The sequence below is a fragment of the Polaromonas sp. CF318 genome, from assembly GCF_000282655.1.
Classification (GTDB): Bacteria; Pseudomonadota; Gammaproteobacteria; order Burkholderiales; family Burkholderiaceae_C; genus Polaromonas.
On sequence record NZ_AKIV01000104.1, the window covers coordinates 1 to 12,394 of the forward strand.

The 12,394-nt window shown below is 64.0% G+C and carries 13 protein-coding genes; 6 read left to right on the forward strand and 7 right to left on the reverse strand.

The genetic code is table 11. The annotated features are described in order from the left end of the window. Together PMI15_RS18945 and PMI15_RS18950 are read left to right on the forward strand one after the other, a co-directional pair. On the forward strand, nt 1-295 hold a 295-nt coding region (locus tag PMI15_RS18945), incomplete at its 5' end, for a methionine adenosyltransferase domain-containing protein (RefSeq protein ID WP_007872912.1). Between the two features lie 298 nt (nt 296-593). Continuing rightward, nucleotides 594-1,988, forward strand: coding sequence for a CHASE3 domain-containing protein (locus PMI15_RS18950; RefSeq protein ID WP_007872914.1), 1,395 nt, complete (start codon nt 594-596; stop codon nt 1,986-1,988). Here PMI15_RS18950 and PMI15_RS24890 read toward each other — a convergent pair. Beyond that, entirely contained in the window at nt 1,973-2,179 is a 207-nt protein-coding gene (locus PMI15_RS24890) for a hypothetical protein (RefSeq protein ID WP_157214675.1), read from the reverse strand. The genes PMI15_RS18950 and PMI15_RS24890 overlap by 16 nt on opposite strands. Before the next feature lie 20 nt (nt 2,180-2,199). Next, nucleotides 2,200-2,403: a hypothetical protein gene (locus tag PMI15_RS18955; RefSeq protein WP_007872915.1), complete on the reverse strand. Its 204-nt coding sequence runs from the start codon at nt 2,401-2,403 to the stop codon at nt 2,200-2,202. A gap of 382 nt (nt 2,404-2,785) precedes the next feature. Here PMI15_RS18955 and PMI15_RS18960 point away from each other — a divergent pair, with 382 nt between their 5' ends. Together PMI15_RS18960 and groL are read left to right on the forward strand one after the other, a co-directional pair. Beyond that, nucleotides 2,786-3,076: a co-chaperone GroES gene (locus PMI15_RS18960; RefSeq protein WP_007872916.1), complete on the forward strand. Its 291-nt coding sequence runs from the start codon at nt 2,786-2,788 to the stop codon at nt 3,074-3,076. Between the two features lie 48 nt (nt 3,077-3,124). After that, a complete protein-coding gene (gene groL / locus PMI15_RS18965) occupies nt 3,125-4,780 on the forward strand; it encodes a chaperonin GroEL (RefSeq protein ID WP_007872919.1) in 1,656 nt (551 codons plus the stop codon). 68 nt (nt 4,781-4,848) lie between these two features. Here the strand turns inward: groL and PMI15_RS18970 are convergent, their stop codons facing one another. Then, nucleotides 4,849-5,211, reverse strand: a complete 363-nt coding sequence (locus PMI15_RS18970) for a DUF805 domain-containing protein (RefSeq protein ID WP_007872931.1) — start codon at nt 5,209-5,211, stop codon at nt 4,849-4,851. A 333-nt stretch (nt 5,212-5,544) separates the two neighbouring features. Here PMI15_RS18970 and PMI15_RS18975 point away from each other — a divergent pair, with 333 nt between their 5' ends. Further along, nucleotides 5,545-6,213: an OmpW family protein gene (locus PMI15_RS18975; protein WP_007872933.1), complete on the forward strand. Its 669-nt coding sequence runs from the start codon at nt 5,545-5,547 to the stop codon at nt 6,211-6,213. 30 nt (nt 6,214-6,243) lie between these two features. On the opposite strand, the gene PMI15_RS18980 is transcribed toward PMI15_RS18975, so the two are convergent. The 4 genes from PMI15_RS18980 to tal all read right to left on the reverse strand — a co-directional run bounded on the left by PMI15_RS18980 (nt 6,244) and on the right by tal (nt 10,715). Next, nucleotides 6,244-7,209: a carbohydrate kinase gene (locus tag PMI15_RS18980; RefSeq protein ID WP_007872936.1), complete on the reverse strand. Its 966-nt coding sequence runs from the start codon at nt 7,207-7,209 to the stop codon at nt 6,244-6,246. Nucleotides 7,210-7,264: 55 nt separating this feature from the next. Next, on the reverse strand, nt 7,265-8,125 hold the full coding sequence (locus tag PMI15_RS18985) for a DUF3047 domain-containing protein (protein WP_081499643.1): 861 nt from the start codon (nt 8,123-8,125) through the stop codon (nt 7,265-7,267). A gap of 92 nt (nt 8,126-8,217) precedes the next feature. After that, a complete protein-coding gene (pgi, locus tag PMI15_RS18990) occupies nt 8,218-9,765 on the reverse strand; it encodes a glucose-6-phosphate isomerase (RefSeq protein WP_007872942.1) in 1,548 nt (515 codons plus the stop codon). 2 nt (nt 9,766-9,767) lie between these two features. Further along, nucleotides 9,768-10,715, reverse strand: a complete 948-nt coding sequence (tal, locus tag PMI15_RS18995) for a transaldolase (protein ID WP_007872945.1) — start codon at nt 10,713-10,715, stop codon at nt 9,768-9,770. 144 nt (nt 10,716-10,859) lie between these two features. Here tal and zwf point away from each other — a divergent pair, with 144 nt between their 5' ends. Further along, a complete protein-coding gene (zwf, locus tag PMI15_RS19000; protein ID WP_007872955.1) occupies nt 10,860-12,323 on the forward strand; it encodes a glucose-6-phosphate dehydrogenase in 1,464 nt (487 codons plus the stop codon). The last annotated feature ends 71 nt before the right edge of the window (nt 12,324-12,394 follow it).

Below are 12,394 nucleotides of genomic sequence, written 5' to 3' on the forward strand. Positions count from 1 at the left end.
GGCCGGCCTGGCCCGCCAGTGCCAGATCCAGGTGGCTTACGCCATCGGCGTGGCCAAGCCGATGAACGTCACGGTCTACACCGAAGGCACCGGCGTGATCTCCGACGAAAAGCTCTCGGCCCTGGTCAACGAACACTTCGACCTGCGCCCCAAGGGCATCATCCAGATGCTGGACCTGCTGCGTCCCATCTACGAAAAGACGGCAGCCTACGGCCACTTCGGCCGCGACGAACCGGAATTCACGTGGGAAAGAACTGATAAAGCTGCGGCCCTTCGGGCTGCAGCCGGCCTGTAAGGCCGCCGCGCATCGCGCGGGATCAGTTCTTCAGCGCAGGCTAACTTCGCGCAGCGAAGTTAAGGGCCAAAGGCCCGGCGCCGAAGCTAAACGACCGATAAAGCTGCGGCCCTTCGGGCTGCAGCCGGCCTGTAAGCCCCGCGCAACAACACCGACGGCAAGGCGCGGCGTCCTACGTTGCAGCCCGCGAAATGCCAGCAACATAGAGCCACCTTCGGGTGGCTTTTTTCATGCTTTGACTCAAGGTAGGCCTGCGCCCGGCCGGCGGCGCCGTTTCAAGAACCCCAGGAAAGCTCCCATGCGAAGCACCTCCCGCAAAATGGCCGTCAACGTCGCCTGCGCCTTGATCGCCGTGCTTACCCTGATCGGCATCAGCGAGCTGTCGTACGACAAATCCATGGACGCTATGGACGAAGTGGCGCAAGCCCACCTCACGCGCAGCCATGTCCAGCGGCTGCTGCGCGACGTGCTCGACGCGGAGACCGGGCAGCGCGGCTACCTGCTGACCGGCGACACCATGTACCTGGAGCCCTACAAGGCCGCCATCGCGGACATCGGCCAGACGCAGGACCAGCTGCGCGAGCTGCTCGCCGCCCGCCAGGAGCAGGCCGGCACCCTGTCGCTGCTGGGGCGGACGGTGCAGCGCAAGCTGGCTGAAATGGACTTGTCCATCCGCATGAAGAACGAAGGCAAGGACGAGGCCTGGCGTTTTGTCCTGACCACGGAGGTAGGCAAGGAGCAGATGGACGCCATACGCAACAGTGCCGGCCAGCTCATCGAAGAAACCAACCAGGACACCGCGAGGGGCTACGCGGAAGTGCGGCGTTCGCTGCTGCTCACGCGCATAGGCATCACCCTGGTGGCAAGCGTCGCCTTTGTGGCCTTCTGGCTGTATTTGCGCCAGACCGCCGCCCTGGACCAGGCCGGCCAGCGCCAGCAACTGGCCTTGCAGGCCGAGCGCGACCTGCTGAACGTCCAGGTCAAGGAGCGCACCAGTCGCCTGGCCGAGCTGGCCACCCACCTGCAGCAGGTCCGGGAACAGGAAAGAGACCACCTGGCGCGCGAACTCCACGACGAGCTCGGCGCGCTGCTCACGGCCGCAAAGCTCGACATCACGCGCATCAAGGCCAGGCTGTCCGGCGAAAACGGCGACTTGCCGGCCCGTATCGAGCACCTGATTGAAACGCTCAACAGCGGTATCGCCCTGAAGCGGCGCATCATCGAAGACCTTCGCCCCTCCTCGCTGTCCAACCTCGGGCTGCTGCCGGCCCTGGAGATCCTGACGCGCGAGTTCGCCCAGCGTTCGGGCTTGAGCATCGTCACCAACCTCGAACCAGCGGAACTGGACGAAACCATACAACTGACGGTCTACCGGCTGGCCCAGGAGGCCCTGACCAATATTGCCCGGTATGCGCAGGCGCAGAACGTGGAAATCAACCTGCTGAGCTACAAGGACTACATCATCGTGACCGTGCACGACGATGGCCGGGGCTTCGATCCACAGGCCGTGCAGGCATCGAGCCACGGTCTGCAGGGCATGCGCCACCGGGTGGAGGCATCGGGCGGCCATCTGGACATCGACACCAGCCAGGGCACGACCATCTCGGCCACACTGCCGCTGGTGGTGCGGCGGGCCGCGGCGGCTCACGTGACGAGCGGCGCGAAAGAAGGCCCGCCTCAGCCGCGCGTGTAAGGCGTCTTCCCGATGTGCGGGGTATGGCCCAGTTCCTCGGAGGGTTGGCCATCAGCCTTGGGTTCAGGGATGGTTTTATTGGTACCTTCCCGGCCGAAGTCATCTGCTGGGGTCTTTTTGGGCCGGCTCGCTGGAGTTTTTGTGCCGCCCGCCCGAGGGCTTTCCGGCTCGGCGCTGGTCTTTGCTTTCATCACCCGTCCGCCGGAATCCGTCAGGTGACAAAACTGCTGCCGCTCGCAGCATAGCCAGGGCCGCCCACCGCCTGGGGCTTTGCCGCCGGCAGGCCGAAATCCTTGCCGGACACCGGAAAAGGCCAGGGATGGCGCGACCTGGCCGGCTCGGCCGCCGGTTCCCGCACCGGACGCATGGCGCGGCTGTCCTGGGCTTCTTCACGTGGAAAGCTGTCTAGAAACATGGTGATGGTGCCTGGTCCGGGCTCTGAATGATGAGGATTTGACTTTAGGGGCCGGCAGAGGCGGCAGGTCGTCGGCAGGAGAGGAATTCCGTGTAGGACAAGCCCGAATCGGGCGCATGGCCGGCATCCAGGCTGAGTTCCTTGGCACCCTCGCCCGGCGGGTGGCGACGGGGCCCGGTCCACTCTAAAGCGTTCCGCTCCACACTTGAAAACAGGATTTTCCAGCGCGCCGCCTTGAAAAGACCCCCAATTGCCCCTATGATTAGCACTCGATGGTATTGAGTGCTAACAAGCCTCATCGATCCACCAAGTTAACAAGCACCCACTTTCAGGTGGGCGTTTTTTGATCCCCAAAACCATTGTTCTCAAACAAGGAGCTCTCATGAAACTTCGTCCTTTGCACGACCGCGTGATCGTCAAACGCGTGGAAAACGAAACCAAAACCGCTTCCGGCATCGTCATCCCCGACAGCGCCGCCGAAAAGCCTGATCAAGGCGAAGTGCTGGCCGTTGGCCCAGGCAAGAAGAACGACAAGGGCGAACTGAGCCCCGTGGGCGTCAAAGTGGGCGACCGCGTGCTGTTCGGCAAGTACAGCGGCCAGACCGTCAAGGTCGACGGCGACGAACTGCTCGTCATGAAAGAAGAAGATTTGTTTGCAGTGGTCGAGAAATAAATCTCCGCCACATCAAATCCTTAATTAACTGAATCTGGAGAATTAAACATGGCAGCAAAAGACGTCATTTTCGGCGGCGAAGCCCGCGCACGCATGGTCGAGGGTGTGAACATCCTGGCCAACGCCGTCAAGGTAACCCTGGGCCCCAAAGGCCGCAACGTGGTTCTGGAGCGCTCGTTCGGCGCCCCCACGGTGACCAAGGACGGTGTGTCCGTCGCCAAGGAAATCGAACTGAAGGACAAGCTGCAGAACATGGGCGCGCAGATGGTCAAGGAAGTCGCTTCCAAGACCTCCGACAACGCCGGCGACGGCACCACCACCGCCACCGTTCTGGCTCAAGCCATCGTCCGCGAAGGCATGAAATACGTGGCCGCCGGCATGAACCCGATGGACCTGAAGCGCGGTATCGACAAGGCCGTGCTGGCCCTGACCGAAGAGCTCAAGAAGGCTTCCAAGCCCACCACCACGTCCAAGGAAATCGCCCAGGTGGGCTCGATCTCCGCCAACTCCGACGAATCCATCGGCAAGATCATTGCCGACGCAATGGACAAGGTTGGTAAAGAAGGCGTGATCACCGTGGAAGACGGCAAGTCCCTGCAAAACGAACTCGACGTCGTCGAAGGCATGCAGTTCGACCGCGGCTACCTCTCCCCTTACTTCATCAACAACCCTGAAAAGCAGTCCGCGCTGTTGGACAACCCCTTTGTGCTGCTCTACGACAAGAAGATCAGCAACATCCGCGACCTGCTGCCCACCCTGGAGCAAGTCGCCAAGGCCGGCCGTCCGCTGCTGATCATCGCCGAAGAAGTCGAGGGCGAAGCCCTGGCGACCCTGGTGGTGAACACCCTGCGCGGCATCCTGAAGGTCGTGGCTGTCAAGGCCCCTGGCTTCGGCGACCGCCGCAAGGCCATGCTGGAAGACATCGCTGTCCTGACCGGCGGCAAGGTCATCGCTGAAGAAGTCGGCATGTCGCTCGAAAAAGTGACGCTGGCCGACCTCGGCCAGGCCAAGCGCATCGAAGTGGGCAAGGAAAACACCATCATCATCGACGGCGCCGGCGCCGCTGCCGACATCGAAGCGCGCGTCAAGCAGGTGCGCGTCCAGATCGAGGAAGCGACCAGCGACTACGACCGTGAAAAACTGCAAGAGCGCGTGGCCAAGCTGGCCGGCGGTGTTGCCGTGATCAAGGTCGGCGCTGCCACCGAAGTCGAAATGAAGGAAAAGAAGGCCCGCGTGGAAGACGCGCTGCACGCCACCCGCGCTGCCGTGGAAGAAGGCATTGTGGCCGGCGGCGGCGTGGCTCTGCTGCGCGCCAAGCAAGCCGCCGGCAAGATCGCCGGCGACAATCCTGACCAGGACGCCGGCATCAAGCTGGTGCTGCGCGCCATCGAAGCGCCCCTGCGCGAAATCGTTTACAACGCAGGCGGCGAAGCCTCTGTGGTGGTGAACGCCGTGCTGGCCGGCAAGGGCAACTACGGCTTCAATGCAGCCAACGACACCTACGGCGACATGATCGAAATGGGTATCCTGGACCCCACCAAGGTCACCCGCACCGCACTGCAGAACGCAGCCTCCGTCGCATCCCTGATGCTGACGACCGAAGCCATGGTGGCCGAGGCTCCGAAGGAAGAGTCCGGCGCCGGCGGCGGCATGCCAGGCGGCGGCATGGGTGGTATGGGCGGCATGGGCGACATGGGCATGTAATGTCCGCCTGAGCTTCTCGCTCCATCAAAAAGGGCCGCTTTCGCGGCCCTTTTTTTATGCTGGCTTTTTTATTGCTCGCCCGCCGGGCCGGCGGCAGGCACCGGCGGCGCGGCGCCCTCGTCATACTGGTTGGGGCCTTCCGAAGGCTGAACGCACCAGTACAGCAGCAGCAGGCCGACCACCGGAATCAGGCCGATCAGCAACAGCCAGCCGGTCTTGCCGATGTCATGCAGGCGGCGCACGCCCACCGCGATTCCCGGCAGCAGCATCGCCAGGGCGGCGATGCCGTACAGGATGTTGCTGATCATGCCGGTGACGATCAGGACGATGATCTGGAACAGGAAAAACCACCAGAATTCCGGACGCGATGCCCGGCCGGTAAAAGTGACGTACTTGGAAAAGCAGGTGGAAATGGCTTGGCCAAAATTCATGACAGTAATCCTCCTCACAAGGTGTAAACAGGGTGAATTCCCTGCCGCATGATAATGCGGCGCGCCTCGCGAGGCTACCGCGGCGGCCGGGGGCCGGCACGGCAGCCGATTTGGCGGGCCAAAGCCGGGGCGCACGCATCCGTACAAACCTTGTACGAAGAACGTTTTCAATCGACAAAGGCCGTTGCGTCTGCGCTTCATCGCCCGGACAAAACGCCTATGCAAGCCAGCGCGCACCGGCGCTTGCCGCTACCATGACCATTGACACCGATTCCCTGGATGAACCTCCAACACCTTCAAACAGTCACCCAGCCACATCACCGGATCCGCCCCATGACGCTTTCCAGACAACACCTGACTGCCGCGGCCATCATGGCCTCGTCCACATTCCCCGCTTTCGCGCAACAGGCCGGCACCTGGTCTTTGTCGGCGGGCGTCACGCACATCAAGCCCTCGGTGGACAGCGGCACGATGACGGGAAACATTCCCAACGTGCGTGTGGGCGTCAGCAACGACACCCGGGTGACGGGCGCGATCAACTATATGGCCACCGAGCACCTCAACCTGCACCTGCCGCTGGGCCTGGGCTTCCGGCATGACGTCACCGGGGACGGCGTGCTCGCGGGCTTCGGCAAGGTGGCCGAAACCAAGGCCTTGCCGATCACGCTGATAGGCCAGTACCGCTTTTTCGAGGCCGAAGCCCGGTTCCGGCCCTACCTGGGCGCCGGTCTGTCGTATGTGCGGTTTTACAAGGAGCAGGGAAGCGCCCTGCTGACCGCGCTGACCAACCCCGGCGGCCCACCCACCGGCGTGTCCTTCAAATCCAAGCTGGCCCCATCCTTCCAGATAGGGGGCGTCTATAACCTCAATGACAAATGGTTTGTGGAAGGCAGCTACACCAAGACCCTGCTGAAAACCCGCGGCACGCTGAGCACGGGCCAGACGATTGACGTGGTGCTGGACCCCAACTGCTTCACCCTGCAGCTGGGCTACAAGTTCTGATTCAACGACTGCCGCCGAAGGCAAGATTGCCTATCGGTTGCCCGCTCTCGCCAGGTCCTCCTGCATGAGCGCGCCGCGAACGGCTTCCAGCGTGGGCGGATCCGCACCTTCGCGGGTGCAGTTCAGCGCGGCGGCCATGGCGGCGAAGCGCATCACTTCGCGCCACGCGTCGTCGCCCAGTTCACCGAGCCGGGCCGGGTGTTCAACGCCGTGCGCAAGCAGCGAAACCGAGAGTCCGGCCGTAAAGGTGTCACCCGCGCCTATGGTGTCGGCTACTTTGACGCGCGGCGCCGCGACGGCAAGCGGTTCGTGCCCCGTGCGCCAGAGCGTGGCACCGCCGGCGCCGCGCGTGACGATCACCGCACGCGCACCGGCTTGCAAGCAATCCGCCGCCAACATATCGACAGGCCGGCCAGGCGACAGCAGTTCGGCGTCTTCATCGCTGAGCTTGACCAGGTCGGCCATCGCAAACCAGTTCATGGCACGCGCACGGTAGGCTGCCATATCGGGGATCAGGCTGGGCCTGACGTTGGGATCGAACACGATCACGCGGTCCCCGGCGTTGGCGGCCATCAGCTCCATGATGCGCGTGGCGGCGGGTTCCTGCAAAAGCGCGATCGAGCCGAAATGAAGAATGCGGCAGTCCGCCGGCAACCGCGGCAACGGCTCAGGCGCCCAGGTCGCGTCGGCGCTGCCGCGTGTATAGAACGCATAGCGGTTGGTCTGCGGCGCACGCTCGACGAAGGCCAGGGTCGACGGCGCATCGCTGCGCAGGATGAAACGCGTGTCCACACCGTTGCGCTCGAGAAAATGCATGAGCCGCTCACCAAACAAGTCCGTCGACAACTGTGTGAGAAAACCGGTGGGCTGCCCGAGCCGCGCGCAGGCGACGGCCGTGTTGAGCGGCGAGCCGCCCTCATGGCCCAGGAAGGCCAGCGTGCCGGCCTCGCTGGCGGTGAAATCGATAAGGGCCTCCCCCGTGATTGCAATGCGCATGCTGGATTCTCGGTCAATGCAAGCGCCGGCGTAGACGGGCCGACCGGGCGCCGCGCTATTTGCTCGCGACGGCCGAAGCCGAAGCTGGTATGAGCTTGAGCGGCCCATAGAAGGCCTGTAGCTGGCCTTCGTTCCTTTCACCTTCGGTAAAGACCGCGAAGCTCAGCAAAGCGCCCGGGTCTTCGCCAAAGGCCTTGCGGTAGTCGGCGCGGATGTCGCGCTCGTAGCTGCGCCATTCGTTGTAACCGTGGTCGCCCGAGTCGACGACGATCTTGCGGATGCGGTCGGTGCGGTCGTTGATGATGACTTCGCCGGGCTGCTTGATCCGCGACCACGAATAGACCAGGGTTGCAAACGGCATCTCTTCGCCGGTCAGCAAGCGGCTCAGCTCCGACAGCATGGCGTTTTTCATCGACAGCCGCGAGCGGTCGCCTTCAAAGGCGAGCACCACGCGCACCGGCACATCCTCGAGTTGCGGCAGCGCGAGGTTGGCGCCCGCGTTGGGCACGTTCCAGGAAAAACGCACAAGGCCGAGCTGGTCCGGCTCGATGCGGTGGCGATGGCGCAGGATGCTGCCGGAGGCCTCGGCCTTGGCAAGCACCGCGTCGCGGCCTTCATGGCGCACATAGCTGTAGCTGGCCGGCTGCTTGCCGGGCACGCGGAAGATCTCCCACTGGAGGTCGTCGGGCTTGAGCTCTCCGGCTTTGGGCGGGGCCGACATCTGGGCCCAGGCCGTGCCGGTCACGCCTTCGGCCACACCCACGGTGCCGCCCTGGCTGACGGGCTCGTCGGTGTCGGCATCCTCGTCAGCGGGCGCGCGCGTTGCGCAGCCGGCGGTCAGCGCTGCCGCAAGCAGCGCCGCGGCGAACATCAAAAAGCGGGGAGAAACTCGGCTGGGTGGAACGGGTAAAGACATGATGCGAAATCATCAAAAAAAATCGACAAGGCGGCAAGTTGACCATGGATACCTGCGGCCCCGCAATGGAAAAACGCACGGTTTTGCGCGAATCAGCCGGCAATTTTGTGCAGCAGGCCGACCGTCGAGCCGTCAAGGCCGGACAGGTCGCCGCTTTGCAGGCGCGGCTCTATGTCCCTGGCCAGCACCTTGCCGAGTTCGACGCCCCACTGGTCGAAGCTGTTGATGCCCCAGATGGCACCGCTGACGAACACGCGATGCTCCTGCAGCGCAACCAGCGCGCCCAGGCTGGCGGGCGTGAGCCGCTCCAGCAGCAAAAAAGTACTGGGCCGGTTGCCGGGGAAATGTTTGTGGCCGCCCACATCGTCCTTGCCCTGCATCAGTGCCTGCGCCTGGGCCAGCACATTGGCCAGCAAAGTGGCATGGTGGCCTGCCAGGGTGTGCCCGGCTTTCTTGACAGCGACAAACTCCACCGGCACCACCGAGCTGCCCTGGTGCAGCATCTGGAAATAAGCGTGCTGGCCGTTGGTGCCGGGCTCGCCCCATAGCACGGGTGAGGTTGCGAAAGGCAAGGCTTGGCCTTCGGCATCGACGCGCTTGCCGTTGCTTTCCATTTCAAGCTGCTGCAGGTAGGCCGGCAGGCGCCGCAGAGCGCTGCTGTAGGGCGCGATGCTGCGGCTGCTGAAGCCGTAAAAATTGCGGTACCAGACGTCGAGCAAACCCAGGCGCACAGGCAGGTTGCGCGCCAGCGGCGTCGTTCGAAAATGCTCGTCCATGGCATGCGCGCCGGCCAGCAGCTCACGAAAGCCGGCCGCGCCTATGGCGATGGCAATCGGCAAACCTATGGCCGACCAGAGCGAATAGCGCCCGCCCACCCAGTCCCAGAAGCCGAAGGTGGTCTTGATGCCGAAAGCATTGGCCGCCGCGACATTGGTCGTCAGGGCCGCGAAATGCCGCGCGACGTCCGTGCCACCCTGCGCCTCGAACCAGCGCCTGGCCGAATGCGCATTGGTCATGGTCTCGGTGGTGGTGAAGGTCTTGGACGCCACCAGGAACAGCGTGTTTTGCGGCTTGAGCCCTTGCAGCACGCCGGCCAGTTCGCCGCCGTCGACGTTGGAGACAAAGTGAAAGCGCTTGCCGGGGATGGCGAACTCAGCCAGCGCCAGCACCGCCATCTGCGGCCCCAGGTCGGAGCCGCCTATGCCGATGTTGACGATGTCGGTGATGGCCGTGTCGGCGCGCAGTTGCTCGGCATAGGCCAGCATGGCCTCCAGGGTTTCATGCACGCGCGCGAGATCGCCGTTCATGCCGCCGACGGCCGGGCTCCTCAATAAAAAGTGCATCACGGCGCGCTGCTCGGTGCCGTTGATCAACTCGCCGGCAAACATGGCGTCGCGGTGCTGCTCAAGCCGGCATTGCGCGGCCAGCTCAAGCAGCAACGACTCGCTGGAGGTATCGATCAGGTTTTTCGAGAGATCGGCGAAAACGTGAGGCGCTTCCTGGCTGAAATGCGCAAAGCGCCCGGCATCGGCTGTGAAGGCCTGGCGCAGGTCGAAGGACTTGCCCTGCGCGTCGAAGCAGGCCTGCAGCGCGGCCCAGGCCGGCGTGCGGTCGCAGCGGGGTCGGGGCTGCACGGCCATACTCAGGCCGCCAGCATCAGCTGTTCGAGCTTCACGGCATCGGCCGCGAAGGCGCGTATGCCTTCGGCCAGCTTTTCGGTGGCCATGGCGTCTTCATTGAGCGCGTAACGGAAACCCGCTTCGTCGTAGTTGACGACGGGCAGGTCCAGCGCGGCGGCCGCCTTGGCGTCGAGTGCGCGTGACAGCGGCGCCTCGGAAGCCGCCAGCTGGCCCAGCAGCTCGGGGCTGATGGTCAGCAGGTCGCAGCCGGCCAGCGCGGTGATCTGGCCCACATTGCGAAAGCTCGCGCCCATCACCTCGGTGGCGATGCCGAAGCGCTTGTAATGGTTGTAGATCTCGCGCACCGACTTCACGCCGGGATCGTTGGCGCCGGCCATTGCGGCCTCGTCCCAGGCCGCGCCGGCGGATTTTTTGTACCAGTCGTAGATGCGGCCGACAAAAGGCGAGATCAGCTGCACCCTGGCCTGGCCGCAGGCCACCGCCTGGGCGAACGAGAACAGCAAGGTGAGGTTGGTGTGGATGCCGCGCCGCTCGAGCTTTTCGGCCGCCTGTATGCCCTCCCAGGTGGCGGCGACCTTGATCAACACGCGGTCTATGTGTATGCCCTCGGCCTGGTAGAGCTCGACGATGCGCTCGCCGCGCGTATAGGTGGCATTGGCGTCAAAGCTCAGGCGGGCGTCGACCTCGGTCGAGACGCGGCCCGGGATGATGGAGAGGATTTCGCAGCCGAAGCGCACCAGCAGGCGGTCCATGGTCTCGTCAAGCGCCCGCCCCTTGAAGCGCGCCACGGTGTCCTTGAGCAAAGGCTGGTAGTCGGCCTTTTGCACCGCCTTGAGGATCAGCGAGGGGTTGGTGGTGGCATCCTGCGGCTTGAACTGCCCCAGCTGCTTGAAATCACCGGTGTCGGCGACCACGGTGGTGAACTGTTTGAGGGCGTCAAGTTGGGTCATGGCAGGGATGCTGGGCAAAAACACGAAAGTGGTCCGGATGAAACACCGCGGGAGCACCTGGAGGCGTGCATCGCGCGGGTTCAGGGTCGAGTTACCATTATGCCCATAGAATATGAAACTTAATTACCAAGACACTTTTTTACCATGAGTTTTGACCTCATCCTCTTCGGCGGCACCGGTGACCTGGTGTGGCGCAAGATCATGCCGGCCTTGTTCCAGGCCTTTCGCCACGGCTCGCTCCCCGAGGGCGGACGCATCGTGGGTGTGGCACGCGACGACCTGTCCGATGACCAGTACCGCGCCTTGATCAAGTCCCGCTTCGACAACGTTGAACTGGCCAAACGCCCCAGCGAGGAGGAGTTCTCGCGTTTCGCCGCGCTGCTGGGCTACTTGCGCATGGATTTGTCCAACCCGGCTGATTACGCGGGGCTGGCCGCCCGGCTGCAGCAGCGGCCGGCCGATGTGGTGGTGATGTATGTGGCGACGGCGCCCAGCCTGTTCACCACGGTGTGCGAGCAGATCGCCGCCGCCGGCCTGAACGGCTCCCAGACGCGTGTCGTGCTGGAAAAACCGCTGGGCCACGACCTGGCCTCCAACCGCGCCATCAACAAGACGGTGCGCAGCGTGCTCAGCGAGCAGCAGATCTTTCGCATCGACCACTACCTGGGCAAGCCCTCGGTGCAAAACCTGTTCGCACTGCGCTTTGGCAATTCGCTGTTCGAGCCGCTGTGGCGCCGCGAGACCATCGCCAACATCCAAATCACGATCGCCGAGGATCTTGGCGTGGAAAAACGCGGCGCCTTCTACGACAGCACGGGCGCGCTGCGCGACATGGTGCAAAACCACGCGCTGCAGCTGCTGTGCGCCATCGGCATGGAGCCGCCCATCAACTCGCATGCCGACGCCATCCGCGACGAAAAGCTCAAGGTGCTGCGCTCGCTCAAGCCCTGGACGCCAGAAACACTGGGCCAGCACGTGGTGCGCGGCCAGTACGCGGCCGGCAACATCGACGGCGAGGCCGTGCCGGGCTACCGCGACGAGAAAGGCGTGCCCCCCGACAGCCGGACCGAAACCTTTGTCGCCCTGCGCACCGAGATCGCCAACTGGCGCTGGGCCGGCGTGCCCTTTTACATACGCACCGGCAAACGCCTGGCCGGCCGCGACGCGCACATCGAGGTCAACTTCCGGCCGGCACCGCATGCGATTTTCAAGGCCTCCACCTCCGGCTCCAACGTGGCCAACCGGCTGGTGATCAACCTGCAGCCCAAGGACGGCCTGGAGCTGCATTTGCTGGCCCAGGGCGCTGACCAACGGCGCGGCACATCCTCGCTGGCGCCCGTGCAGCTGGACCTGGATTTCGACAAACGTTTCGGCTCCGAACGCGTGGGCGCCTATGAACGGTTGCTGCTGGACGTGATCGACGGCAGGCTCAACCTTTTTGTGCGCAGCGACGAACAGGAAGAAGCCTGGCGCTGGGTGGAGCCCATACTGGACAGCTGGAGCAACGATTCCGGCGCGCCGCGGCCCTATGCCGCCGGCAGCTGGGGACCGAGTGCCTCGAGCGCGATGATCGCCCGCGATGGCTATTGCTGGTCAGAGGAATGTTAAGTATGTGGCCCCCACGGTCGTTCACTTCGTGTAACTCCCTGCCCCCCGAGGGGGCCGCTGCGCCTGCGGGC

Bases quoted from the DNA above. Each gene is read 5' to 3' on its own strand.
- zwf (WP_007872955.1), top strand. From the start codon at position 10,860: ATGAGTTTTGACCTCATCCTCTTCGGCGGCACCGGTGACCTGGTGTGG.
- groL (WP_007872919.1), top strand. From the start codon at position 3,125: ATGGCAGCAAAAGACGTCATTTTCGGCGGCGAAGCCCGCGCACGCATG.
- PMI15_RS18980 (WP_007872936.1), bottom strand. From the start codon at position 7,209: ATGCGCATTGCAATCACGGGGGAGGCCCTTATCGATTTCACCGCCAGC.
- PMI15_RS18975 (WP_007872933.1), top strand. From the start codon at position 5,545: ATGACGCTTTCCAGACAACACCTGACTGCCGCGGCCATCATGGCCTCG.
- PMI15_RS24890 (WP_157214675.1), bottom strand. From the start codon at position 2,179: ATGAAAGCAAAGACCAGCGCCGAGCCGGAAAGCCCTCGGGCGGGCGGC.
- tal (WP_007872945.1), bottom strand. From the start codon at position 10,715: ATGACCCAACTTGACGCCCTCAAACAGTTCACCACCGTGGTCGCCGAC.
- PMI15_RS18950 (WP_007872914.1), top strand. From the start codon at position 594: ATGCGAAGCACCTCCCGCAAAATGGCCGTCAACGTCGCCTGCGCCTTG.
- PMI15_RS18970 (WP_007872931.1), bottom strand. From the start codon at position 5,211: ATGAATTTTGGCCAAGCCATTTCCACCTGCTTTTCCAAGTACGTCACT.
- pgi (WP_007872942.1), bottom strand. From the start codon at position 9,765: ATGGCCGTGCAGCCCCGACCCCGCTGCGACCGCACGCCGGCCTGGGCC.
- PMI15_RS18985 (WP_081499643.1), bottom strand. From the start codon at position 8,125: ATGTCTTTACCCGTTCCACCCAGCCGAGTTTCTCCCCGCTTTTTGATG.
- PMI15_RS18960 (WP_007872916.1), top strand. From the start codon at position 2,786: ATGAAACTTCGTCCTTTGCACGACCGCGTGATCGTCAAACGCGTGGAA.
- PMI15_RS18955 (WP_007872915.1), bottom strand. From the start codon at position 2,403: ATGTTTCTAGACAGCTTTCCACGTGAAGAAGCCCAGGACAGCCGCGCC.